This window comes from Paenibacillus sp. 01T442 (assembly GCF_056398345.1).
The window spans coordinates 31,663-57,614 of record NZ_JBFTPF010000010.1 but is presented as its reverse complement, the minus strand read 5'-3'; the positions used below and the strand labels follow the sequence as shown (position 1 = coordinate 57,614).

Annotated in this window: 18 protein-coding genes; 2 read left to right on the top strand and 16 right to left on the bottom strand. The window is 47.3% G+C overall.

Going from position 1 to position 25,952, the window contains the following annotated elements; translation table 11 throughout:
• Positions 1 to 50 precede the first annotated feature (50 nt).
• The 15 genes from AC1DLM_RS11370 to AC1DLM_RS11300 form a co-directional block, all read right to left on the bottom strand.
• Positions 51 to 1,073 carry a dienelactone hydrolase family protein gene (locus tag AC1DLM_RS11370; RefSeq protein ID WP_477569962.1) on the bottom strand — a complete coding sequence of 341 codons (1,023 nt, stop codon included), beginning with the start codon at positions 1,071 to 1,073 and terminating at the stop codon, positions 51 to 53.
• A 74-nt stretch (positions 1,074 to 1,147) separates the two neighbouring features.
• Complete coding sequence (locus AC1DLM_RS11365) at positions 1,148 to 2,038, bottom strand: helix-turn-helix domain-containing protein (protein WP_441989207.1); 891 nt, start codon at positions 2,036 to 2,038, stop codon at positions 1,148 to 1,150.
• Positions 2,039 to 2,062: 24 nt separating this feature from the next.
• Entirely contained in the window at positions 2,063 to 3,127 is a 1,065-nt protein-coding gene (locus AC1DLM_RS11360; RefSeq protein ID WP_477569961.1) for a sialidase family protein, read from the bottom strand.
• A gap of 37 nt (positions 3,128 to 3,164) precedes the next feature.
• On the bottom strand, positions 3,165 to 5,321 hold the full coding sequence (locus tag AC1DLM_RS11355) for an MGH1-like glycoside hydrolase domain-containing protein (RefSeq protein ID WP_477569960.1): 2,157 nt from the start codon (positions 5,319 to 5,321) through the stop codon (positions 3,165 to 3,167).
• Positions 5,322 to 5,431: 110 nt separating this feature from the next.
• Positions 5,432 to 6,415, bottom strand: coding sequence for a sialidase family protein (locus tag AC1DLM_RS11350; RefSeq protein WP_477569959.1), 984 nt, complete (start codon positions 6,413 to 6,415; stop codon positions 5,432 to 5,434).
• 1 nt (position 6,416) lies between these two features.
• Positions 6,417 to 8,786 (bottom strand): glycoside hydrolase family 95 protein, encoded by a 2,370-nt coding sequence (locus tag AC1DLM_RS11345; protein WP_477569958.1) that lies wholly within the window; start codon positions 8,784 to 8,786, stop codon positions 6,417 to 6,419.
• 28 nt (positions 8,787 to 8,814) lie between these two features.
• Positions 8,815 to 11,526 (bottom strand): hypothetical protein, encoded by a 2,712-nt coding sequence (locus tag AC1DLM_RS11340; protein ID WP_477569957.1) that lies wholly within the window; start codon positions 11,524 to 11,526, stop codon positions 8,815 to 8,817.
• Between the two features lie 29 nt (positions 11,527 to 11,555).
• A complete protein-coding gene (locus AC1DLM_RS11335; RefSeq protein WP_477569956.1) occupies positions 11,556 to 12,860 on the bottom strand; it encodes an alpha-L-fucosidase in 1,305 nt (434 codons plus the stop codon).
• A 12-nt stretch (positions 12,861 to 12,872) separates the two neighbouring features.
• The gene (locus AC1DLM_RS11330; protein WP_477569955.1) at positions 12,873 to 13,223 is read right to left on the bottom strand and encodes an alpha-L-rhamnosidase N-terminal domain-containing protein; all 351 of its coding nucleotides are present in this window, start codon (positions 13,221 to 13,223) and stop codon (positions 12,873 to 12,875) included.
• Positions 13,224 to 13,459: 236 nt separating this feature from the next.
• Complete coding sequence (locus AC1DLM_RS11325; RefSeq protein ID WP_477569954.1) at positions 13,460 to 14,098, bottom strand: SGNH/GDSL hydrolase family protein; 639 nt, start codon at positions 14,096 to 14,098, stop codon at positions 13,460 to 13,462.
• Positions 14,099 to 14,119: 21 nt separating this feature from the next.
• Complete coding sequence (locus AC1DLM_RS11320; RefSeq protein ID WP_477569953.1) at positions 14,120 to 15,064, bottom strand: dihydrodipicolinate synthase family protein; 945 nt, start codon at positions 15,062 to 15,064, stop codon at positions 14,120 to 14,122.
• Positions 15,065 to 15,080: 16 nt separating this feature from the next.
• Positions 15,081 to 15,974, bottom strand: coding sequence for a 4-hydroxy-tetrahydrodipicolinate synthase (dapA, locus tag AC1DLM_RS11315; RefSeq protein WP_477569952.1), 894 nt, complete (start codon positions 15,972 to 15,974; stop codon positions 15,081 to 15,083).
• Between the two features lie 48 nt (positions 15,975 to 16,022).
• Positions 16,023 to 17,033, bottom strand: coding sequence for a 4-hydroxythreonine-4-phosphate dehydrogenase PdxA (pdxA, locus tag AC1DLM_RS11310; protein WP_477569951.1), 1,011 nt, complete (start codon positions 17,031 to 17,033; stop codon positions 16,023 to 16,025).
• On the bottom strand, positions 17,030 to 18,334 hold the full coding sequence (locus AC1DLM_RS11305; protein WP_477569950.1) for a four-carbon acid sugar kinase family protein: 1,305 nt from the start codon (positions 18,332 to 18,334) through the stop codon (positions 17,030 to 17,032). Before AC1DLM_RS11305 ends, pdxA begins: the two co-directional genes overlap by 4 nt.
• Positions 18,335 to 18,409: 75 nt before the next feature.
• A complete protein-coding gene (locus tag AC1DLM_RS11300; RefSeq protein ID WP_477569949.1) occupies positions 18,410 to 19,588 on the bottom strand; it encodes an iron-containing alcohol dehydrogenase in 1,179 nt (392 codons plus the stop codon).
• 206 nt (positions 19,589 to 19,794) lie between these two features.
• Between AC1DLM_RS11300 and AC1DLM_RS11295 the strand changes: the two genes are divergently transcribed.
• Positions 19,795 to 20,820, top strand: a complete 1,026-nt coding sequence (locus AC1DLM_RS11295) for a family 43 glycosylhydrolase (RefSeq protein ID WP_477569948.1) — start codon at positions 19,795 to 19,797, stop codon at positions 20,818 to 20,820.
• Positions 20,807 to 23,497: a family 78 glycoside hydrolase catalytic domain gene (locus tag AC1DLM_RS11290; RefSeq protein WP_477569947.1), complete on the top strand. Its 2,691-nt coding sequence runs from the start codon at positions 20,807 to 20,809 to the stop codon at positions 23,495 to 23,497. Before AC1DLM_RS11295 ends, AC1DLM_RS11290 begins: the two co-directional genes overlap by 14 nt.
• A gap of 68 nt (positions 23,498 to 23,565) precedes the next feature.
• On the opposite strand, the gene AC1DLM_RS11285 is transcribed toward AC1DLM_RS11290, so the two are convergent.
• Positions 23,566 to 25,854 (bottom strand): glycoside hydrolase family 95 protein, encoded by a 2,289-nt coding sequence (locus AC1DLM_RS11285; RefSeq protein WP_477569946.1) that lies wholly within the window; start codon positions 25,852 to 25,854, stop codon positions 23,566 to 23,568.
• Positions 25,855 to 25,952 lie beyond the last annotated feature (98 nt).

Genomic DNA, 25,952 nt, shown 5'->3' with positions numbered 1-25,952 from the left:
TCCATCAACTTTTTCACTTATAGGTGATGATGGCTTACTCTATAGGTGAATCATGCTTTCAACTGCTTAGCTAACCAATCGTAAGAGAGTCTCCCAGATACTTCATGCTTGCCTGGAAAAAGATCAACTTCTAAATTCGCAGCCACTTCTTCAGAATGGTATATCTCTTTAAGTTTAGCTACAGCTTCTTGAACCGAAGCAACTGGGAATAGCGGGTCTTCCCTGCCTGATTCGACGAATAGTGCCCTCGGTGCAATCAACCCAATAAGTTCCGGAAGCTCCGCAAAAGGAAGAATCGCAGGCATGTAATTGTCAATACAATGATTCATGGCTAGTAAGCTTCCGCTAAACGTGCTTGTAAACGCACAAAGAACAGTAGCCTGAATGCGTTCGTCCAAAGCGGAAGAAAGCGAAGCTATCAGACCGCCGCCGGAAAAACCCATACATCCGATCCGATTAGGATCAATATCCGCACGAGTTAATACATAATCTACTGATCTTATTGCTTCATAAATCCTCAGCCCAGCTAAAGTTTTACCATAAAGCAGCAAGCGAGAAGTTAGCGCTACACAGGAACTGTTTTTCTTAGGATCCTTCCCMCTGTCAACCGACAGCCTACGATCACCAAACCCAATGATTTCAGGCGCTATGACAATCATACCTCTTCGAACAAGATGCAATGCAAAATGTTGATGCATACCGGGAGGGTCGTCATCCGTGGTTCCGTCTGGCCGCAAACCGACAATTTCCCTACTCCCATAACCGTGTCCGTGCCAAGCAAGTACGGCTGGCGCCTTGCCCGTGAGCCCTTTTGGAATCAACACAAAGGCAGCTACTTGAAGGTTTACATCTGTTGTGTAAATAACACGCTCTAAATAATGATCCCCCTTATCGATCCTCTCGCCTACAACTACGTTCAATTCACTTGACTCCCTAGGGAAATCCCCCAAACTTGCAAGCAGCTTTGTCCGTACATCCGCTTTTCGCTCTCTCCAAGGTTGTGTTCGAGTAAGATTAGACGCTTTATTTAAATCGCTGTATAACTGTTCTAAATACTCATCCGGATTTAACATTCAGTAACCCTCCCTATTCATAAATAAAAAAAAGCTGCTCCATTGCGATATTGCGATGGTCAGCCGTAAACCTCTTAGTATGTTAATGCCTTATCTTCGAATTCTTGGAAGTTTTGTCGATATTGTCGAGGGGTTACCCCCGTTTTTTTACGAAATAGCGCATGGAAAAATTTCATGTCCTGATATCCCACCTGATTGGCAATTTGGTAGATCGGGATATCTGATGACTTCAGCAATTCACAGCATTTTTGAATACGCACGTTCTGTAAGTATTGCGTGAATGATAAGCCCGTTGATTTTTTAAACAACCGTTGAAAATGGCTGGCACTTAAAAAGAAGTAATCCGCCACATGCTGAACCGTAAGGTTGTCGGTGTAATGGGCTTTGATGAAATGGACAACTTCTTCTAGCATCCGAAAAGGAACCGCTTCCGTTTCATTTTTCAATTCAAAACGCTGCAGCATCACCAACATTTGAATCAGTAAAGCTGTCAAAATAGTTTCAAAGCCATTGCTTCGTTTTAAATATTCTCTATACATAGCGTTAACAATCGTTGAAAACGTATCATGTTTATCTTGAAAATGCAGCCAGCGCTCAGGGCACTTGCCGGGAAGCGTGATGGAATTATAAGTGAGGCATTCTTCCTGTAGCAAATGCATCCAGTTTTCTAATAGCTCTACTTTAAAAATACAGTTATAAATGACGAGCATTTTATCTTGCGTCGGAGAAGACGGACGGAACACATGGGATGTTCCAATCGGAATCACAAACAAATCTCCTTGTTTAATGGGAATTACTTGATCTTCAATGTAATGATAACCGCTTCCTTCCCCCACATAGCTGATTTCAATAAAATCATGGGTATGTTGGGTAGTTGTAAACGATTCCAATTCGCGATTAATAAAAATATTCATCTTTCCATCAAAAAACATATCCCCGCTTAAATGTCCAATTCTACCATTCATGTGCATCACCTCCGGCGCATGATATTAACCCTCACTAACCCATTCTTCCGTTAGACAAACATGTTTGATACCTTTACGCAAATAAGAAAAAGCAATATGTATCTTGCCATCACGCGTTGAGATAATCGAAGGGTAGGAATACCCGATCTCGCTATCTTTGTATTCCAAATCGGCCATCTGTATATTCCTGTAGATTGGCCATGTTTTTCCTTCATCTTCCGAAATGGCTAAGGTAAGTGGTGTACGAAGCGGTTTTTTGCGGAATTCGCCCTTCCTTTGAACCCACCTGAATTGGTCCCGTTCCATGGAGGAATTGTTATAAATCAAGGCTAGATGACCATTCTGCAGCTTGATGAACTGCATCGAGGAATTATTGTTGGGCAATTCACTCTTGACTGGAACCGTCCAATTTTTTCCGTTATCTTGCGAGATACTTGTATAAATGCGATCTGCCTGTCGGCTTCGAAACATGGCATAAAGCGTACCATCATTTCGTTCAACAACATTCATTTGAACCCGGTGCGTGCTGCCCTGCACTTCGTATTCCTTCCATGTTTTCCCTTGATCTGAGCTGATTTGTACAACGCTGTAATGCCCGTCAAGTTTACAATAATACGTCGGAAGCAGCCAATCGCCATTTTTGAGTACAAGCAGCGGATGCCTCAGAAATATGCCCAAACCGTCAAACAACACTTCAGTCGGCCCCCAAGTAAAGCCCTTGTCATCCGATATGCGGAAAACAATTCTTGATGTTTTTTGATTGTGGGGCTCGTTGGACGTATGGAACAGCCAAAGTTTGCCATCTGGTGCCTGGTGAAGGATTGGATTTTGTTCAGATCGTTCGATATCACTTGACAGCTGCATGGGAGCAGTCCATTCATTGGATCCGGCACATAATCTCGACATCAGAACGTTAGTATCTGGATTGCCTTCCCCGCTGCCCGAAAACCAGACACAGAGAAGATCGCCATTGTCGAGTTCCAGTAAATTAGCGGCATGGTTGTCATTCGGGTACGGAATAGGAAGGTAGGCTTCCTGCAATTGCGAATCCGTTTCCGACTGTACAACAACTCCGTTGAAACGTTTCATTAAAACACACTCTCCTTGTCCGGTTGGGGTTATCAATTTACGATATGGTTAACTCTTTCCAAGTTAACGCTGTACGACAAAGTGTTGGATTGGAGAAAATAAGTTTGTCATTAACATATAAACGGTAGCCATCTTCGCTATTGGGAATCTCCGATGACACACTCGGCTTGCGATAGGAGATCCGTATATCCATGCCCGCTACCTTCACATGATCTAGACAAAAATAATCTAATTCCACATTCAKAGGATCCAGAACAATCCCCTCTTTTTCAATCGATAATCCTGCCACATGTGAAATTAACAAATCGATATAGTACGAATGRTTATATTCCTGTTCGTCGCTTAACGGTTCACCCGTTGCACTGTTGTAATGCTCAACAAGACCGGGTTGGTTTAAATCTCTTTGCATAAAATGGAGAAACGAATACTCGCGTAGATAATAGGCAAATTGACGATCAAATTGATGGTTTCTCCGCTTGCTTTCCTTGGCGAGCGCATCGAGCGCGATTGAATTGGTATAAGGCCAGGTCGGGCCGTCCCAAACGCAGCCATTCCGACCTTTGACAAAGTGTCCCATCCAACCGCCTTCTTGCGAATAGGCAGGGCAATCGGCAGAAACAGACGGGAACGGGCATTTCGTATGAAATTCCTGTTCATTGAACAGATGCTCGATCATCCCATTGAATTGATCATCCAGGATTTCTGCCCACCCGGGGTAAATCCCGACAATATTTTTGACAAACGCCTTTTCATCTGTTTGATAATGCAGATCATAGAAGAACTTTGTATCCTCATTCCACATTTTGCCAAGTATGTCCTGCTTGATTTCTTCAGCTTGCCAAAAAAAATCTTTCGCTTCCGGATCACCCGTTGCCTCGCAAAGCTTAGCAACACCTAGCGTATTCAAGTAGTGATATACAGCGCGATCCACCCTCTTAAGATGGGTATAGGTAGCTTTGTCCTTCGGGTTCTTCGGAAATTGGTGAAAATACCAATAACTTGGTTGATATTCTTTTCCCGTCCGTGTATGTTTGTGTTCGATCATCAAATGATCCTGATCATTACCGTTCGCACGTTTCCATGCGGAAATATTCGATTTCATGGCAGGCAGTAAGTCAACTATCGTCTCGGTGTTTCGATGCACTAGAAAGAGCTTATATGCGGCCCAGCAAGAGAAGTTGGCAAAGGAATGCAGGATGGAATCTACCGTCAAGCAGCTAAACATGCCGTCTTCACCGGGAGCGCTCTTCATGTTTCGAAGCGGACCCTCACTATATACAGGATCGTGATACCATCTAGCATCCATAATATGTAAAGGAACGGACAGATTAATTAGCTTGCTGAACTCCCACCCCCCCTTACTAAAGGGCTTTTTACTTTTTTTATGAGATCTTCCCTMGTAAAACAATGGGTACGACAAGTGACCGTACTGCGGATCAGCCAAATTGTGCCGAAGCAGAAACCAACGATAGGTCCAAGTCTTGTTTAACACAGGGTCGCTGCTGACGAATGTAGGTGCTTTCTCAAACCACGTTTGATACTCATTGCTCTGATTTATTACGAGTTGATCAACCGTGTAACCGCTTTCCGCATAACTCGAAGCCCGTTCCTTCAGAAAGGCGATATCATCCTGACCGGAAATTCCGAATGCTGCAGCGACAATAATTGCTTTGGTTTCACCTGGTTTCAACCGCAGCTCTTTGAATAGAACGGGATCACTTACGGCAATTGCACCTGAGATATCAAAGCTGTAGTGCTCAATATTAAACGATCCATAGAGATAATTCCCTGTGCGCTCCGAGAACGAATCGCTATAGGTCTCCAAACGAAGGACAAGCTCCTCATCACTGCGATTCGTCCAAGTTTGGCACGAAACCGCACAATCATTCCAAGTTATGAATTTGCGTTCTTCCAATGAAAGACGGTTGCCTGTATAGGTCATGTACAAGTGACTCGGAAACCACTCCGTCTGGCATGGCTCTAAGCTTTCTGCTAAATTGTTCGTTATCTTAAACAACAAAGGAATATTCACTTTGTGAATAAAATCGAACCTTCCAGAAAAACCAGGTACGGGATCCAAATAATCGGCCCACAACCGCGCTCCGGTCGAACCGAGCAAGAGTGCACCGGGGAGCGTGCGAAGTGCTTTTTTTCCCGCGCGCAATGTTTCGTCCAATCGGCTGCCAGCAGGCATGGATGACCTCCCATCCCATATATACTTATGGGTGTATAATATTACCATAATTATTATATCGAATTCATTTGAACCTTGAATGGTGCTTATCGTCTCAATCTATAGGTCAATCATGCTAAATCGGAAAGCGTTATTTTCCAGAAAGCAATGCGTTCGCGCTTCCAGGTATAGGTCACATATAGGTTTAGTCCACCTGCAACAATTGCAGGGTAGGAATATTGCTTTTCTCCTTGGTCTAACAGAAATTCATTTTCCCAAGTCATTCCGTTGTCCTGCGAAAGTCGAATGACAAGCGGCGTTCTCGGCCCCTTTTTCTTCCCCTCTACCGGACGTGTGGGATTATAAACCAGTGCAATTGTGCCGTTATCCAGCTTCACCAGATCGATTCCGCTATTATTGTTGGGTAAATCAGTGGGATATGCTGTACACCACGATTTCCCCCCGTCCTTTGAGTCGCTGCGATATATATGCCCTTCGCTGCTTCGAGTGAGCATGTGCACATTTCCAGGGGTAGATTCCMATAAGGTCGGCTGGATAATGCCTGAGCCCTTCATTACGCAGCGCTCCAAGGGGACGATTTCACTGCGAGTCCAGGTCTCGCCTCCGTCGCTCGAGAGGTCAACGAATACATCCCAGGCTGGTTCCAATGAGGCCGGAGCTGCTATCGTACCGTCATACAGAACGATAGGCTTGTTTTTGACAGGACCCCTTCCTCCTTTATCCCCCATAACCAAGGGAAACGGAGACGTCCATGTGTGTCCATCATCCGTTGAGCGAATAACCATGGTTTCCCATTCGGCAATCGAAGTCCCGACCTTATAATAAAGAAATAGATTACCGTCCTGGGTACGAAAAAGGACAGGATTCCAATGCGGAATATCCGCTTGATCCGCTACTTTAAGGGGTGGTGTCCACCCCGTGACTCCCCTGCGTGACAGCCAAATAGCAACGTCTCCAGCTTTCTCGCGTGTTCCGCCAAACCATGCGGCAATAACTTCGCCGCTAGGCAGCAATTCCAAGGTGGATGCGTGACAGCTAAGGAACGGTCTATCTTCCTCAAAAATAAATTCTTTCATGGTATTCACGTATTTCATCTCAAACCTCCGATACAGGGACAATTTCGTAACAGAATCCTACGCCAGTTTCAAATGCGGAATCGACGCCAGTTGAACAAATGAGTTGTCCATTTAGGTGAACTTGGACCGGCTGAGCGCTCCATAAGCGGCACTTCTTTCCAGCAATCGACTTGATGCAAGCGCGTGTAAGTTTGCCTTCGTTCCAGTTCATATCGATTTCAAATCCGCCACGGGCTCTCAATCCACTTACGGTTCCACGCTGCCACTCAGGCGGCAAGGCCGGCAGTAGTTGGATCATTCCAGCATGACTTTGCACCAGCATTTCCGCAATGCCTGACAAACCGGCAAAATTACCGTCTATTTGGAAAATATTCATCTTCACCTTCGGATGCCTGTGAGCATTCATCATGTTGGGGTGCAGACCTGCCAGCAAATCATTTAAAGATCTATTGGCGCCTATTGGGTTTCCTAGCCGTGCCCAAAAGTTAACCGTCCAAGCGCAGCTCCAGCCCGTGTGCGCCCCACCGTGAGCAAGACGGCGTTCGAGTGTTTTTCTGCAGGCTTCAAACAGTTCAGGCTGTCCATGTCGTGTAACGAGGTTCAGCGGATGGAGCGCAACTAAATGCGCAATGTGTCGGTGGCCCGGTTCCAACTCCTCGAAGTCTTCGTCCCATTCCTGCAGCTGACCGTATTTCCCAATACGGAACGGAGGGATTTGACTTAATGCCGTTTCCAGATGACCCCTAAACGTGTCATCTAGGTCTAGAATGAGGCTAGCTTCTATACAATGGGCAAACAAACTTTTAATCAACGCCAAATCCATCGTCGTTCCTTTGGTTACACTACTGGGCTTCCCCTCAGGAGTAATGAAAAAATTTTCTGGGGAAGTAGACGGACAAGTAACCAGATAGCCATCAGGGTCCTCGATAAGCCAATCCAAACAAAACAGCGCTGCCTCTTTCAATGCAGGATACGCTTGTTTAAGAAAGTGCTCATCCTGGCTAAACGCGTAATGCTCCCATATATGTTGGCATAACCAAGCACCGGCCATCGGCCAGAAGGCCCAACTGGGCGAACCGCCGACAGGCGTCGCCGTACGCCACAAATCGATGTTGTGATGAGCGGTCCACCCCCTGCTTCGGTAATGGACACTGGCTACTTTCCGGCCTGTAATTCGTAAATCTTCAATTAAATCAAACATCGGTCGGTGGCATTCCGCAAGATTGCCCACTTCCGCAGGCCAATAGTTCATTTCAATATTAATATTTGTCGTCCAGCTGCTGCACCAAGGAGGTTGGGTTTTGTCATTCCAAATTCCCTGCAAATTGGCAGGCTGTGTACCAGGACGAGAGCTGGATATCAGCAAATATCTCCCGTACTGAAAGAACAATGCGGCGAGGCCAGGATCAACAGATCCATTTTTGACTGCCTGGATGCGAACATCCGTAGGAAGAATGCTGTGGTCTTCACCCCTACCGCCAATGTCAATTAACACTCTGTTGAAAAGTGCAGCGTAATCACCCATATGACGCTCTTTTACCTGATCGAAGCCCAGTCGAATGGCATTCGAAAGCCATGCCACACACATATCTGTTGGATTTTTGCCTAGAACAGCCGGATCTTTGTCGAAACCGTTATAGCTTGTAGCAGCGGCCAGCAGTAAGGTTACCGCCCCTTTCCCGCTAACGCGAATGCGCCCACCGCTGACTTCCACTTTACCGGATTCTGCAGTCGCTTGAAGGTGGATTTCAAAGCCTATTCCTTTCCCCTCGGCATATTCAACAGGGTCAGCGGATTTAACCGTATTTGGCAATACATGATACGGGCAGCGGCCAGTGAGCGTTATCCGGTCTGCTCCTGTTTTGCGTACGGAAAACTGCAGTGGACTGTGTAGAGAGGCGGTAAAACTTGATTTATTCTCGCTATTCAAACGGATCGCCATTACTTGATCAACAGCTGATGTGAACACTTCACGGGTGTAGACAGCACCATTTTGATTGTACCGCACCCTTATCACACCTGCTTCGAGATCCAGTTCCCTGCAATAATCCGAAATTTCGCCATCTTCGTCGTTGATAATCTCCAAATCTCCAAGCGGAAGGAAAGATTCAATATCCGGACCTTCCATGTACTGCTCGATCATCTGCTCGGCATCCGCATATTTCTTCGAAAATATCAGATCACGCACGGATCCGAGATACCGCTCTGCATCATAGCGGACCGTTTCCCGGGGTTCACCCGACCAAAGCGTGTCTTCGTTTAATTGAATATGCTCTCTGTTCGTGCCGCCATACACCATCCCTCCAAACCGGCCGTTGCCAATGGGAAGCGCTTCAAACCAATTCTTGGCCGGCTGGGCATACCAGAGTGTGGATTTTTTATCAGTCATAGATTCTCTCCCCATCTGTCGCTCTTGCTTACTCGTACAGCCAATCCAATGTGTTAATGCCATCATTTTTGTGCTCAACATTTCTTGGCCGAATTTCGTGATCAGCAGGTATGACGCCCAAAATTAAGTAAGCTCCCTTGCCCAAATCGAGCGAATGCCGCCCTGCTTCATAGCGAAACGTATGCACATTGACAGATGGATACGAATACAGTCGTAATCCTTTTTGCAATACTGGCGCATATCCGCCCAAGTCGTCTGCATGTGTATTCTCTTCCAAGCTCGGGACTTGAAGCCACTGCTCATCTTTTGAATTGAAATATCCAATTAACACTTTGGAGGGGTGATGCAATTCGAGATCGATCGTAATTCCACTTAGACCCGCTTCCATTTGACTGAATCGGATACCTGTCAAACCATCGAGTTCCTCMGCACATCCGACGATGTGAATATCCCCATCCACAAACACTTGCGCTTCCTTCTCAACTCGGTATATCTCCGCGTTTCCGGACAGTAAAGTGAAAGGTACCTCTTCGTATGGAACAATGGGATCTTTCATATTCTTCAGCGCCTCAGGCAATGTACCTGACTTTAACTCGCTAAGATGGAACTGAAAACGTTCAAACTCTAACTCATAAATTGGCAAACACGCGGTCCAATGCTTGTATTCAAGACCGTTTCGAACCGGTACTTTCCGTTGCGGCGTTTGCATACTATTGGCGAATAAATAGGTTTTTTCCGTCAAAGTCGTCAGTGCCCGGTAGCTTTTCAAGGAGCTCTCAAGCTGCCCAGCGGCCTCTTCCAACAATCCCAACTGTGTGAAATACTCCCCTTGAGCCCTGCCTTTGTAAGTCAAAATGAGCAATGCCGCTTGAACTTTATGCACAAAGACATGGACCATGAGTCGAATGGCCTGCATGTCATCGTATAAGCGATCAAATTCATCCCAGTTTCGTTTCACTAATTTGCGCGCCCTCTCGATCGCATGCACGGCGTCTGCCGCATGCCGACTGACATCTGCGATAATTTCTGGAGGTGTTTCGCCGACGTGCGGTTCGCCTTTCAACTCGCGGTTTACATAGTCCTCCAGCCTTTCCCCCTGAGGAGATTGGGATTCCCATAAATCAGGCCACGGCATGTGCCGATCTGGATTCGTCAATTGACTCATCGTCATGCCCAGGCTCATCGTTTGACGATTGCCTTCGGTAATGCCGAACCGCCGCAGCAATTTAGGCGCGCATTCGCCGGACGCTTCGTATGCGGTAAGTATCGCTTCACCTGCTTCTGGACTGCCGAATCGTTGGCCAAGCACATCGGTCCAGTAATTCCGTTCTGCGGCCGGATCGCGGTCTGGATTCCAAGCGTAACGGAACCAAGCCGCGAACCATATCCAATCGCGGTCCAGTTGTTTAAGTCTTGGCTCAGCCAAATCTGGGGAAAACGGCCAATCCCAGAAAAACAATGGATACAGATGAAGCCCGTTCGCTTTCAGCCGGTATTTGGCGGCCTGCATGCATTTTTGGATAAACGAAGGTGCCCCGTAACGAAAAGGCTCCAGGTTAGCAAGAATATGTACATTCACGATATGAATCGTCTCTAGTGAGCCGAGACGGTTGTGAATGTCCAGCCATTTGCCTCGCGGTGTATACGTGGTCAATGATTCTCCGTTATATTTGGCCTCTGTATACAAATTTGGATATAGAGGCAGCGCCGCCTCAATAACTTTTTGCGGCTCAATCGCATGGGATCTCAGAATAATTGGCGGCTTTTCCTTCACATTTGAATCCTTTAGCCCTTCCAGCAAGCCTGCTAGAATCGTTTCGTTAAACCATTCCACACCGTATATTTGTCCCTGCAGCGCTTCCCCAAGGCAGACCATCAACCCCACGTTAGGGAATGTACGCACAAAGGAGGCAATCGACTTTTTATAGTAATCACTGGTTAACGGAAGCGGTTTCGGCTGATGCAGCTTCAATCCGTGCTTCTCGGCAAATGGCAGCGGAATATGAATGTTGTAGAACTTCAATACGAGCCATATGCCTCGACGATCTGCTTCTTGCGCCACCCAGCTGAACATTTCAACGTTCAGCGCGTATTCTTCTTCTGTAACTTCAAGCGCCTCCGGGTAATCCGCCAATTTCACTAAAGAGGAAAAGGGATGCCCAGACCACAAATAGACGATGTTGCACCGCTGTTCCAGCAGCATATCGAGAAATTCCTGCCACAATGTCTGGTCGTAAAACCAAGGGAAACGTGCCTCAGTAATCGGATATTCATATGTTTGACGAGGCGGTTCGACAGTTGTTTTCTGCAGTCCGATCGCGGGTCCCCTCAACGAAAAACGAGGAGCGTCCCCATAAGCGATATCTTCGGGCAGAAGCCCTGCAGCGCGAATCCGCCCAGCGAGCTCCAAGCAACCGTAAAGTACGCCGGAATCATTGCCTCCGGAAACTGACGTCAGGTTCCCAGGACCCGTAGCTATATAAAATCCTTCTCCCTCTGGGGCTTCCGTGTGATACAGCAGGACATCTCGTTCTTCCAGTTGCTGCAGCAATTCGGATTCTTTGCGATTTCCCACAAAGATTTTTCTTCCCTGTACGGACCGGTAGCTGTCCCAAGTCCAGGACACTTCTTCCGCATTTACCTCATAGCCACAATCCAGCAGCGCTTGTTTTAGCAACCTTATGCCATTTTCAACCCGCGGGGCAGGGTTGGGCGCGTATCCAAGGGTAACAGCTTTCATCGTTTTGATCCAACCTCCATTCGATTCGTTTATTTCAAAAATAGTTCGATAACCGGAACGGTCACATTCGGTTTCTTGACAGGCAGCGATAACGTCACGGTATGCTCATCTCGACCTTCTTTGAAGGCTCCGTTTTCAATACCGCTTTGTACAAAGCCTTGCTTAAATCTAATTTCGGACGCATCGTTTAAGAATTGTGCATACTCTACTTTTCCAGCGAATCCGTGAAGATGGATATTTTTGAACGGCCAGCTGTACACATGCACATACATGCGATTCAACTGTGGATTGTATGTTAACCGACAATCATCCGGGCACACGAATGTTTCCGGCGCTTGTGTGCATCCGTAGATGGAGCGGTTATGCCGCTTCATCCATTCCCCCATTCCCTTCAACCGATCTACGGCACGCTCATCGAATTCACCGCGGCCAGTTGGGCCGACATTCAATAATAGATTGCCGCCTTTACTGACCGTATCAATCATCATTTTGATTAACAGTTCGACACTTTTCCATGACTCTTCTTCCCGGTGATAGCCCCACGACCCGCTAAAGGTGTGGCAAGTTTCCCATACGACACGCTTTCCGTTTACCTGAACCCATTTGGTCGGCATATATTGTTCAGGGGTTGTGATATCGCCCCCCACCTGCAATCGGTCGTTCAATAAAATGTTCGGCTGTAAGGTGCGGATCATTTTGACCAGCTCTTCACTGCCCCAATCGTCCTTGCCTTTGCCCGCCAAACCGTTTTCTTCTGGGAACGAAAAATCATAAAATAACAGATCCACTTGACCGAAATCCGTCAGTAATTCCTTCGTTTGTCCATACAAATAGTTTCGATAGTTAGTGAAGTCCAGTCGATTATTCCCAGCGATATGATTGGGATCAAAGCGAAGCGGATGTTTAGGATCAACCGTATAATGAGGATGATGCCAGTCGAGCAAGGAATAATATAAACCTACCTTCATATTACGTTTACGAAACGCATCTACCATAGGTCTTAGCACATCACGCCCTGCGGGAGAATTCGTTGCTTTATAATCGGTAAGCTTACTGTCCCATAAGCAAAAGCCCTCATGATGCTTTGTTGTCGCCACAAAGTACTTCATGCCCGCATCGGATGCCAGCTGAGCCCAAAGCTCGGGATCGTATAAATCCGGATCAAATCGTTTGAAATATTTATTGCTGTACTGTTCCCCGCTCAATTTTTCGCGGGATTGCAGCCATTCATGTCTAGCTGCTAACGAATATAATCCCCAATGGATAAACATGCCGAAACGGTCATGGGTGAACCATTCACTGTCTCCTGTGGTTTTCTCAACTTCAAATGTCATCGTCTCTCTCCTTTATCCGGAATAACCGTCCACCGGGAAATGAATGTATAGCTTCCTGAACCGGCGCTGTAAACGGATTGATTGGTTGATGTTCCTATAGGTCTCCTGCTGAACGGCTTCACGAAGGTTTATCGTGTATAACGTATTGTCTTCATTCAACATTTCTGCGCAGCTGACGGTAACGAGTTGACCTTCTTGTCCGTCTTCAATCTGAAGACGCACCCTAGGCGACTCCCAAGCAACATCGTCAAAGCCTGGCAAGCTCCATCCCTTTGGTTCCAAACGAGCATCAAAGCTTTCGCCTTTAAGTAAATCTGAATACAAGATTGGACCTGCCATTGTCTTCCATGACTCGTCGGACACAACGATCCGTTTTCAGATCAGAAGCTTTCAAAAACCTCATCTCCTATGGACAGATTCCCTGCATCGGGTTTCTTGAGTCAAGTGTATCTAAAATTCAACTTTCGGTTATAGGGCGAATTCACCTATTTTATAGGTGACGCCCTCCACCTCACCCCGTTTTTCTTAGAAAAATGTCATGAAAAAGACTGCAGCCATGATGAATGGCATGCAGTCTGAAGTTTGAATGATCGTGTGTACTAATTTCGATTAGGAACGCCAGTAACCGCCTTCAGCCAAGTTGTAGCCATCAACATATCCCCAAGCGTGTTCATATGAACGCCGTCCGTCGTTAAATCCTGACCTATTTCACATTGCAAGAAATTCAGGAAGGCTTCATGTGTTGGCACAAGGATGCCATTGAATTCTTCTGTCAGTCGATTGACAATATCAACATAGGGCTTAAGTAAGCGGGTTCCTGTAGAATCAGGATACTCCTTGATGACTGTAGGCTGCATGAGGATCACACGACAATTAGGTAATTGTTTGGTTTGCTCTAACAGGCTGCGATATACAGATTCGAACTTGTCAGGGTATACTTGCTCCGCATCCGGCGAATCCAACTGCCGCCAAACATCATTGATCCCGATAGAAACTGAAATCCATTGCGGCTGATGATCCAAGACATCCATTCTCCATCTTTTTTCTAAATCAATCACTCGGTTTCCTGATACGCCTTCATTGATGATCTTTAGCGACAACTTAGGGTATAACGCTGTAAGATAATCATGCAAAAGCCGAACATAGCCCGAGCCCAATTTTAAGGGGTCTTTTTTTCTGCCTTTGTCCGTAATGCTATCACCTATAAATACGATTTTGTCCTTCGTTTTAAATGGCACTGCAGCATCTCCTTTCTTTGCTCAAATAGTTACATTTTGTTTTGCCGGTAACTGCTGCTTAAATAGTTGATACAGCCTACCCAGCTGCTTCACTTCCGATTTTTGGTTTTCTCTGAATGCACCTGCATCTCTGGTGCGGCAGTGCAACGCTATGGATAAACCTATTTGCTGCAGATGATACTTAGCATTAACAGGATACATCTGAAGTTCGATTAATGACGCTGGTCCGATAAAAGCCTGGATCATTTCTGCAGTTTCAGACTGCAAGTCCCCGCAATCCGAAAGACGCACATACAAGTCAGGGTGAAAATTGGCCATCACGCCGCTAAAGCCGGCCACCCCTAAACGTAACGATGCTAGCAAGGTAGCGGAATTCGCATTGAATATTTTCAACGGGCTTCCTTGTACAGCATCGATCTTCTCAGCAATCTGTTTCATATCGCAGCTCGTGTCCTTGAGAAACCCAAATCTGCCTGTATCTGCACACCATTTAAGCAGTTTCGGGCTCATCAGCCTTTTATACGGATAAGGGCATTCGTAGATACCAAACAGCACATCCGGCACGCGATTGAGCAGCTGCTCTGCACGGTTCAACCATACCTCGTCCGATTCTTCCGGACCGGCAAATCGATTGCTGACCAGCACAACAGCATCAACCCCGGTGTCAGCCATCCGCTTAAGCTCATTCACTTGCTCTTCGAATTCGTCTGCTATATGGCCGGAAGCGATGACGGGTACCCGGCCGTTCGACTTTTCCTTGACGAACTGTGCGATCCGTACTCTCTCCTCTAAAGTTAAGTAGAACATTTCACTCGATTGACAGACCGCAAATAGGCCGTGAACACCTTGCCCGATGTACCATTCGACCAGCTCCCCTAGTGCTTCAAAGTCAACTTCGTTGGAATTCGTGAAAGGGGTTAGCATCGTTGGCCATACGCCGTTCGGAATGTTAACTTCCATTATCATCAACACCTCTTCCTGATCATTTAATGACACCTTCGCTCACATAGGGATCCATCACGGTTTTCAGCTCCGCTTTAGCAGTCGGAGAGAGAGGTTGAACCGGCAGTCGCGGTTCTCCGGCAGGCAAACCGAGCATGTTCAAAACCTCCTTCAAAACGGAAGGCAGTGTTCCCAACGAGAAGCTACTACGCAGCGCACGCAGCTTACGCTGCGACAATTCGGCTTCTTCCGGTTTTCCTTGCAGCCATAAATCGTAAATGGACCTGACGACTTCCGGATATACATTGGCCGTAGCTGCGATAGCTCCGTGGCCCCCTGCCATCAGCGTCGGCAATATGAGTGAGTCTGTCCCGGCTAGTACTGCGAAATCCGGATCGCACAGTTCCAGAACTTGCAAGATGTTATCAAAGCTTCCGCTGCTGTCCTTAATGCCGACAATGTTAGGTACTTTGCTTAACTCCATGACCGTCTTGGGTAAGAGGGTATTGCCGGTTCGCGCCGGAATGTTATACAGGAGAATAGGCAATTTCGTCGCTTCTGCAACCGTTCGGAAATGTCTAATCAACTCCTGCTGTGTAAATGTCAGAAAATACGGAGTAATGATGGATAAAGCATCGGCCCCCATTTGTTCCAGACGAGCGGCCAATTGAGCGGTTTCCTGCGTTCCAACGCACCCGGCGCCTACATAAATTGGAACGCGTCCCTTAGCCTCCTCGATAACAATTTCGGCAACTCGCAACTTTTCCTCCATTGTCAGCGTGAAGAACTCTCCATTGGTACCGAGGCAAAACAGACCATGGACGTTAGCAGCGATGAACCTGCGAACGAATAGTCGCAATGCCGATTCATTGATGTTTTGCTTGTCATCAAAAGGCGTAATCATAGCGGGGATGATGCCTGCTGGCTTTAACATATATCTCTCCTTGTTAGGAACGGATTTTAAATGACCACATTACATGCCTTAGGAAAGGTTATCTATCGGTTTTGGCGCAAGCTCAACCGCGGCGCGGATCGCGGCCAACATACTTCTTTCATCCGCTATTCCCCTACCTGCAATGTCAAAGGCCGTCCCATGATCGACAGAGGTGCGAATGATTCCTCCCCTCAAACCGATTGTGATATTCACGCCGGCTTCAATACCAAGTACTTTGATCGGTATATGTCCTTGGTCATGATAACAAGCGACCACAATGTCAAAGTCCCCCTTTACAGCTCGATAAAATAGCGTATCAGCTGGATAAGGCCCGGTAACGTTGATACCCTCTTCAGCTGCTGATCTGATACCTGGAATCAGTTTTTGTTCTTCCTCTCCGTTGCCGAACAGACCATTCTCTCCAGCATGCGGATTAATCCCGCAAACCGCAATACGAGGTTTGTCGTTTCCGGCCCTCTGTAACGTTTCATGTGCCAGCTTGATTACCTTGTACGTCCGCTCCGGATTGATCAACTCAATGGCTTGAATCAGTCCGACATGTGTGGTTAAATGGATAACCTTCAGCTTTGGAGCTGTGAGCATCATGCTGTAATCTTCAGTATGTGTGAGCCCGGCTAATATTTCAGTATGACCCGGATAAAGGTGGCCACCCTTATGCAGAGCCTCTTTATTTAAAGGGGCTGTGCAGATGGCGTCAATTTGCCGAGCCAAAGCCAATTCCACTGCTTTCTCAACAAATACGTAAGCAGCATGTCCCGCTTCGGCGGATACTTTACCGAATGAGAGGTCAGGACCGAGCATGCGCAAATCCAAACAATCTATGCTGCCGTATTCATAACGCCCGTCATGAGGACTCGAAATGCTATGAATGGAAGCTGTACCTTTCACAATGTGAAGTGCACGTTCCAACATGACCGGGTCTCCAATCACTAGCGGACGGCAGCTTTCGTATACTTGAGGATGGTGGAGAGCTTTCACGATGATTTCAGGCCCGATGCCTGATGCATCGCCCATCGTGATTCCTATTATTGGTTTCATCTTGTACTCAATCCTCCATTCAATAATTCCAACGCTCGCAGCAGTACTTGGTCAGATCCGAATCCCCCTGCTTTGGTTACCGCCAGAAGATGTTCATCTGAAACAAGGCATCCAATCGGGACCCCGCTTTCCACCTCGTCAAGCACCCGAAATTCGTTTACTTGTAGAAAGGAACATACTTGCCTTGCTGTATCGCCACCGGTCAATATGATGCCTCCAATTCTGCTACGAGTCATCAAACGGGACACGGATTCGCCTAAAGCACGTGATATCGCATCACTAACTTCTTGCGCAGTCATGCCATTTAGTGCGCCGGTATTCTGTGCGAGTCGTATAGCTTCCAGGTCACCTGACGAATATAACACCGTATGATAGTTTGCATGTATGGCCTTTTCTGCTTCTTCCACTGCATTCACCAATTCGTGCTCTCTTTCGGCTTTACAAGATACGAGGCGATAAGCCTCCATGCGGATGCCCCGCACATTCGGTTGGCTGAGAAGGACGTCCAATTGACTGCGTGACCGAGAACTGACACTGCCGATCACAGTAAGTATCGGACCGTTTGGTTGCACTAGTTTTTTTGGCGATGGCTGCGTTAAAGATTCAAATTGAACTGATAATTGTTGTGCCAAACCAGCTGAACCCACCCAAACAACCGAATGCGATGTCTCCCCGACCAGGGAAACAATACGCTTCAAATCATCATCATTGTCAGAATCTACAAGCAAATACCGAAAACCTTTGGAGAGACAATTTTGCAACACGAGCTCCAACGCATCTCTTCCCTCCGCTAGTATCTTGCGAGGGATGACCTCGACAGGCTGCTTCGTCTGATGACGCAATAATTCTGGGATATAGGATTCGGTTACCGGTGTTTTCGGATCGCTTGCGAATTCAGTTTCATGCAGCGGCGTTCCATGAACATACAATTTGCCCTCGCGAACCAGACGTCCGGCTTCGGGATAAGCAGCAGCGATGACTACGAAATCGGGACGATAGGTGTCGTACACGGCATCAATTTCCGAACCCAGATTTCCGCGCAGGGTGGAATCAATTTTTTTGAAAACAACATCCGCTCCGAAAAACTGAGCGCACCTCGATGCCTCAACAGCTCTCTGGTAGGCGGCTTCGGCATTCAGGGATCGGCTGTCGGTGTCAAATACGAGTACATCCTGCTCTGATACCGCCTCCATTCCCGCCTTGAACTGTAAAAGCACAGTTACATGCAGCCCTTTCTTGGCAAACTGTACGCCTGTATCCCCCGCTCCCGTAAGATCATCGGCAATAACGGCAATTTTCAATTGCGGTAACCTCCCAGCGATTTGATCAGCAACATGTGCTTCGAACACGTCTAATCCAGGCAGACTCTCCCTCTATTAAGGGAACAGCTTCCGATACACGGTTTTAATTGACGCCAAGTCCATCGGTTTCGGATTATTTGTTAAAAGCCTAGTAACCTTGGATGCAGCGATCGCCAGATCATCCACATCTCCTTCCGAAATGCCAAACTCGCGCAAGTTTTGCGGGATACGCATCTCTGAAGTCCATTCGAAAATCTGCTTGATCACCCTATCGGAGGACTCTTTCCCTCCCATCTCCCCAACATGCAGCCCCATGGCCCCAGCTACCTTTCTAAGCCGATCTGCTATGGCATCCTGATTAAAAGCCATAACATGGGGCAGCAGCATCGAATTGGCAACTCCGTGCGAAATATTGAACTTGCCTCCGAGTGGATATGCAAGCGCATGAACGGCCGCTGTGCCAGCCGCGCTCAACGCCATACCGCCGTACATGGACCCGAGCAGCATTTTCCCCCTCGCTTCAAGATCCGAACCGTTATGATATGCAGGAACCAGACTTTCTGCAATCAAACGGATGGATTCCAACGCAAACATATCGCTTATCGGATTAGCCTTGTTGGATATATATGATTCCAAGGCATGCGTGAACGCATCCATTCCCGTTGCAGCCGTGATCGATTTCGGCAAGCCTATCGTCAAAACAGGGTCAATGATGACCAGCTTGGGCAGCAAGTGCCTGCTGATAATACCAACCTTTAACTCTTCTTCCGGAACACTTACAATGGCATTCGGCGTTACTTCCGAACCTGTCCCAGAAGTCGTTGGTACAAGTACTGTCGGGATGCCAGATTGCGAAACAAGATCGGTCCCAATCAGATTCTTCACGTCAACTGGATTCGTCAGTAAAACGGAAAATATTTTGGCAGCGTCGAGAACACTTCCCCCTCCTATACCAATCAGCAAATCTACAGGTTCAGCAGAAATGCTGCTGAATACGGAGCGAATATTGTCAACCGTCGGTTCCGGTTTCACTTCTGTTATATAACGACTGGATATACCGGCTTGTTTTAGCTCACGTGCAACTTGTTCAATTACCCCGAGCGCTACGATTGAAGGTTGTGTAACGATCACGGCGTGCCGAAATTCGCCGAGCAGCTTGATTCGAGGAATCATTTGGTCAATGACATTACGACCGGCGACAATGCTGCCGGACGTCTGGAACATGAACGGATTGGATGCATAACCTTCTTTCATAAGAGTCCCCCTTTTGAACAAAATCCCCACAATTTCCCCTCATCCTACGCCCGCTTACAATCGATGTCAATGCAGCTGTAGTTTGAAGATGCAATCGACCTATATATCGGATTCAATCCCCCCCTGAGTAGGAATAGGTGTGATAGTAATCTTACAATATGTGGCATTGTCGTAAGTTCTACAAACCGATGAGGAGATTGAATACCATGAATATTGAGCCCTATGTAACGCCTTATAAATTGGGTAAACCGGTGCTTATCGGATCCGGAATCCCCGGTCACTTTGATGAACGAGCCGTTGATTGCCCCTTCGTCTTTCAACATAATGAAAAGTTTTACATGATGTACGTAGGATTTGACGGTACGGGTTATCAAACAGCCTTGGCCACCAGCAAAGACTTGTTAGAGTGGGAGCACCTTAGTGTCATTTTACGGCGAAATGAAGGTTCAGTCTGGGACTCAAAAAATATAGCAGGTACATGGATTTTGAAGGAAAATAAGATCGATGCTCCTCCGGTGCTTAAGAAATGGAACAACAAATATTGGCTGCTCTATCATGCCTACCCTGATTTTGGGTACGAAGAAGGTTCGGCCAAAATCGGAATCGCATGGTCGGAAGATGAACAACTACTGGAGTGGCACAGATACATTGATCCAATTCTAACCCCGGAAGAAGGCGCAGACTGGGAAAAAGGAGGTTTATACAAGGAATGTCTTGTTGAACATGAAGGCACGTTCTACCTGTTTTATAATGCCAAAAACGCAAATAAGGGAAAATGGCTCGAACAAACTGGCGTTGCTTTCTCAACTGACCTCACCTCGTGGCAGCGATACGAGCATAACCCGATTCTACGTGTCTCTCCGGAAAGATGGGACTCCGGCTTTGTCAGCGACCCTTGTGTCTTACTGGATAAAGATCAATGGATCATGTATTTTTTCGGCTATAATTACAAGCAAGCACAAGAAGGAATTGCCTTATCGAAAGACCTTTTACATTGGGATAAATATCCGGAGCCGATCATTCGCGTAGGCGAAGAGGGAACGATTGACTCTACTTTTGCGCATAAGCCGTCTGTCATTATGCATCATGGCGTGCTATATCACTTCTATTGCTCCTGCCGACCTTCTAAGGAAGGCGATGCGACAAAAAACTGGGGAAAAGAGTTCCGTACGATCAGTGTGGCTGCCTCGCATGATGTTTTCAAAGGAGACCCTGCCCATGCAACTGGATGAAATGTTTGTAGAAGGCAAAAGATGTCCGATCGGGATCGATGTGACACGCCCTGCTTTCAGCTGGAGCTACAAATCCAGTCTTACTCGCTCGCAAATGCAAACTGCCTACCGAATCACAGTGTCAACCACTGAAGAAAATGTACAGCTCATCGTATGGGACAGTGGTAAAATTGCAAGCAGGAAAAGCGTGCATATTTTATATGAAGGTCCTCCGCTACAATCTCGCATTCGCTATTATTGGAAGCTTCAATTTTGGAATCAAGACGATCAGATGGTAGAAAGCCCGGCTTCGTATTGGGAAATGGGACTTCTTCATGAGTCTGATTGGGCAGCTCGTTGGATTGGAGAATGGGATGGAGAGTCGTTCGAACGTACGGCGCTTCCGCTGTTCCGATATGATTTCAAACTTGTGAAAAGTGTGAAAAGAGCAAGAGCTTACATCTGCGGCTTGGGACAATACGAGCTTCACTTAAACGGAAACAAAGTCAGCGATCATGTGCTAACGCCGGGGTGGACAAACTTTGACAAGACCTGCCTATACAACGTCTATGATGTGACGGATGAAATGAATACAGGCGCCAATGTGGTCGGTGTGATGCTCGGGAATGGATTTTTCAACGTCACGGGTGGCCGTTACACGAAATTCAAACGTTCTTTCGGTACCCCCACATGTTTGGTACAGCTTGAAATCACCTATACCGACGGTACGACGGTCACAATTGCCACTAATCAGGACTGGCGGATCGCAGAAGGACCTATCACCTTTTCCTGCATCTATGGGGGGGAGGATTATGATGCTCGTCGTAATCCATCGGGTTGGGATCTGCCGGGTTACACGGAAAGCGATGATTGGAGATACGCAGCAGAAGTCGATCCACCTCTTGGTAAGCTTAAATCGGAAGCACTTTCTTCAATGAAAGTGATGCACACCTTTAAACCATTGAACATAACACAACCTAGTCCAGGCGTATACGTCGCCGATTTCGGGCAAAATTTTTCTGGATGGGTTGACATATCTATTAGAGGTCAGAAAGATTCAAAGATTACTTTATCCCCTGCAGAACTGTTGAAGGAAGACGGTACAGCCAATCAAAAGTGGACAGGATCCCCTTACAAGTTTTCCTATATTCTGAATGGAGACGGAGAGGAAACCTGGTCGCCGCGTTTCAGCTATTACGGTTTTCGTTATGTACAAATCGAGGGCGCTATTCCTGTCGATTCGTCCGCTTCCCTTGCAGAGACTCCTTTACTGCTCCGCTTGGAGGGACAAATGATCTATCCAGATACGGGATTATCAGGTCATTTTGAATGCTCAGATGTTATGTTGAACCGGACACACGAAATGATTAATCAAGCGATTCTCAGCAATATGAAAAGTCTCTTTACGGATTGTCCGCATCGAGAAAAACTCGGATGGCTGGAACAAATTCATTTAATGGGTCCCTCTGTGGCGTTCAATTATCAGGTAGAAGACTTGTTAACGAAAGTCATGGAAGATATCCGAGATGCCCAATTGCCGAACGGAATGGTGCCGACGACGGCACCTGAATATGTTGTATTTTCCGATAAATGGCGCTGCTTCCGTGATTCTGTTTCTTGGGGCAGTGCGTACGTGCTGACAGGCTGGAACCTGTTTCGGCTGTACGGCAATACTCGGATCTTAACCGAGCATTACGACGGTATGAAAGCGTACATCGATTATGTGACGGAGAGCTCCGATCAATTCATCGTCCATCAAGGTCTAGGAGATTGGTATGATGTTGGGGAAAATGGACCTGGGTTCGCCCAAAACACACCTGTCCCCCACACGGAAACAGCGATGTATTACCATCTCGTTGATGTTTTTGGGCAAATCGCAAACGTGTTAAACAACAAGCAGGATGCCATCAATTACATGAACTTACGGGATAAGATCAAATCGGCGTTTAATAACGCATTTTTTAACCAGGAAACTTCCCGATATGCCACTGGCAGTCAAACCTCCAACGCCATGCCGCTTTCACTGGGACTTGTCGATGACCAATATAAGGAAACCGTACTCTCTCATCTAATCGAAGACATACGACTGCATGGTTATCATACGACTGCTGGCGATGTGGGGCATCGTTATGTGCTGCTTGCACTCGCACTGAATGGCCGTTCGGACATCATTTACGAAATGACCCGACAAACTGATCATCCAAGCTACGGCTATCAAATCGCACATGGCGCAACGACATTAACGGAAGCCTGGGACGGTCCAACGGTCGGCAAATCACAAAACCATTTTATGCTCGGTCATGTGGAAGAATGGTTTTACGCCGGCTTAGCCGGAATCGATTATCGATATGACCCCGATTTCCAAAGCTTTAAGTTAACGATTAAACCGTCGATACCTGGTGGCTTGGAAGAAGTCAAGGTTGAGCACCAGTTGCCTGTCGGATCTATAGGTGTTGAATGGAAACGCTATAATCAAACTCAGTTGACGTTAAACGTAAGTATTCCTGCAAACTGCACGGCAGATGTCTACATCCCTGCATTATCCATAGATAGGATGACAGAAAACGGTTCAAGGATTGAAGCAGCCTCAGGCATCGAAATCATCGGTTATGAAGCTGGATATGCCGCACTTCGCGCTACTTCAGGACATTATCAATTTGTAAGCGAAGTCGCAGACTTACCCTTTGAGAGAAATTAATCCAACAAAAAAAGAGCTGTCGTCGCATGTATGGACTACATGGTGAGCAGCTCTTTTTCTATAGGTATTTAAGGATGGATCAACTCGATCTCATAGGCTATACCCGAAGTTGTGTTAAACACGACCACTTGATCATCTATCGATACATCTTTCAAGGGTTCAATCCCAACTATACGAACTTCGCTACTTGTCCTAAGACGGCAAATACCTCCAAGCAGCGATCGTACCACTGCACTTTCGAGTTTGCCGCTCCTCCACTTGATATCTACCTCAAAGCCGCCTCGTGCCCTCAGTCCCTTCACTTCTCCGTCAGACCATGCCACCGGCAATGCCGGCAGCAAGTGAAGCTCACCCGTATGACTTTGCAGCAGCATTTCCACGATCCCGGCAGTTCCCCCGAAGTTGCCGTCAATTTGAAACGGCGGGTGGTTATCCAGCAGGTTCGGCAGCGTCGATTTGCTTAACAGGGCCATGATGTTCTCGCAGGCTGCTTCACCGTCTTCCAAACGAGCCCAGAAATTAATGATCCACGCTCGACTCCAACCGGTATGCCCGCCTCCGTTCGCAAGTCGGCGCTCCAGTGTTTTGCGCGCAGCCTCAGCCAGATCAGGTGTCCCTCTGACCGTCACTTGATTGCCAGGATGAAGGGCGAATAAATGAGAGATATGCCGATGCCCAGCCTTCTTCTCTTCGTAGTCCTCCAGCCATTCTTGAAGTTGACCGTAACGGCCGATTTTCGGTTCTGGAAGCCGGCTGCGGACATGTATCCATTCTTCCCGCACGGAATCTTCTGTTTCCAACAATTCGCTTGCTCGAATACAAGCTGAGAATAAAGCATGCAGAACTTGATTATCCATTGACGGTCCCATCGTGAGACAGCCTCTTTCCCCGCTCGGCATCACATAGGTATTTTCCGGGGAAGCAGATGGACAGGTCACCAGCTTGCCGTCCGGTGTTTCCATTAAGTAGTCGAGGAAGAATAACGCCGATTCTTTCATCGTTTCATAAGCGCGCTGCAAGAATTCAAGGTCGCCGCTAAATTCGAAATGCTCCCACAGGTGCAAACACAGCCATGCGGCTCCCATTGGCCAGTACGTTGCTGGGATATAGATGTCCTGCGGAGCGGTATCTCCCCAAATATCCGTATTGTGATGTGCGACGAACCCTCTACAGCCATACATGGTTTGCGCAGTTTTCCTTCCGCGCTCCCGCATTCGTTCAATAAGATCGAACAGCGGCTCGTGGCACTCCGACAAATTACACGTTTCTGCAGGCCAATAGTTCATCTGTGCATTGATATTTATCGTATATTTACTGTCCCATGGCGGCTCTATTTTATCATTCCATATCCCCTGTAAATTGGCGGGCAAGGAGCCGGGGCGGCTGCTGGACATGAGCAAATACCGGCCATATTGAAAATAGAGCGGAATGATCCCGGAATCTTCACTGCCTTCCCGAATTCGCTCCAACCTCTTGTCCGTTGGCAAATCTACAGCCTCTCCCACTCCGGCGTGCAGCTTGAATGAAACTCGGTCATAGAGACGTCCGAAGTCTTCTAGATGCTCAACTTTTAACTGTGCGTACGTTTTCCCTGATGCTTCCTCCACTTGTCTTACGCATTGCGCCTTCGGATCCTCATAACGAAATGAGGTCGCTGCCGCCAGGTAAAGTGTCACACTGTCAGCTTGATCAATAATCAAATGCTCGCCGATCACACGGACGACACCTCCATGAGCTTCCGCGTGCAGCACTGAACAAAATTCGGAGCCGCCGCCGCCGCAATTGCCGCGAATGGCAATTGCGTGATCGGACAGCTTGCCAATTTGTTCCGCATACTTGTTTTTCTCGCCCCGCATAAGACGTGCGGTCAAGGATAATGCGCCGGGCGTATCTGCTTCCAGCCGAATCGTCAATACCTGATCGACGTGGCTGGACAGCATCTCGCGTTGATAACGAATACCGCCCGTCTGGTAGGCTACGGACGCAATCCCCGTACTTAAGTCAAGTTCACGGTGGTACTCTTCAATCACTCCGGAGTGCCCTTCGAAGGCCAACGTCAAATCAGCAAGCGGCATATAATGACGCTGCCCCTCTGGGACGCCGGAAAGTGCCATCACCGCAAGCTGCTCGGCATCGCGAATTCGCCCTTCCGTAATCCATTGGCGAATTTGCGGAAGATGCGCAAGAGCATCCGGATTGTTGCGTTCCTTCGGTCCTCCATACCAGACCGAATCCTCGTTCAATTGAATCTTTTCCTTGGCAACCTTGCCAAAAACCATACCTCCGAGTCTGCCGTTCCCAATCGGCAGTGCTTCGTTCCACTCGGAAGCCGGCTGCTGAAACCAAATTTTATCCATAAATTCGTTCCACCTCCCGCAGCACTTCGTCATTCATGAAAAATTCTCCTCTCTAATGTGATTGTCTGGCAACCGAGACGAAGTTCAGGCCTAATGAA

Bases quoted from the DNA above. Each gene is read 5' to 3' on its own strand.
- AC1DLM_RS11335 (WP_477569956.1), bottom strand. From the start codon at position 12,860: ATGACATTTGAAGTTGAGAAAACCACAGGAGACAGTGAATGGTTCACC.
- AC1DLM_RS11295 (WP_477569948.1), top strand. From the start codon at position 19,795: ATGAATATTGAGCCCTATGTAACGCCTTATAAATTGGGTAAACCGGTG.
- AC1DLM_RS11360 (WP_477569961.1), bottom strand. From the start codon at position 3,127: ATGAAACGTTTCAACGGAGTTGTTGTACAGTCGGAAACGGATTCGCAA.
- AC1DLM_RS11365 (WP_441989207.1), bottom strand. From the start codon at position 2,038: ATGAATGGTAGAATTGGACATTTAAGCGGGGATATGTTTTTTGATGGA.
- AC1DLM_RS11345 (WP_477569958.1), bottom strand. From the start codon at position 8,786: ATGACTGATAAAAAATCCACACTCTGGTATGCCCAGCCGGCCAAGAAT.
- dapA (WP_477569952.1), bottom strand. From the start codon at position 15,974: ATGTTAAAGCCAGCAGGCATCATCCCCGCTATGATTACGCCTTTTGAT.
- pdxA (WP_477569951.1), bottom strand. From the start codon at position 17,033: ATGAAACCAATAATAGGAATCACGATGGGCGATGCATCAGGCATCGGG.
- AC1DLM_RS11320 (WP_477569953.1), bottom strand. From the start codon at position 15,064: ATGATAATGGAAGTTAACATTCCGAACGGCGTATGGCCAACGATGCTA.
- AC1DLM_RS11285 (WP_477569946.1), bottom strand. From the start codon at position 25,854: ATGGATAAAATTTGGTTTCAGCAGCCGGCTTCCGAGTGGAACGAAGCA.
- AC1DLM_RS11290 (WP_477569947.1), top strand. From the start codon at position 20,807: ATGCAACTGGATGAAATGTTTGTAGAAGGCAAAAGATGTCCGATCGGG.
- AC1DLM_RS11300 (WP_477569949.1), bottom strand. From the start codon at position 19,588: ATGAAAGAAGGTTATGCATCCAATCCGTTCATGTTCCAGACGTCCGGC.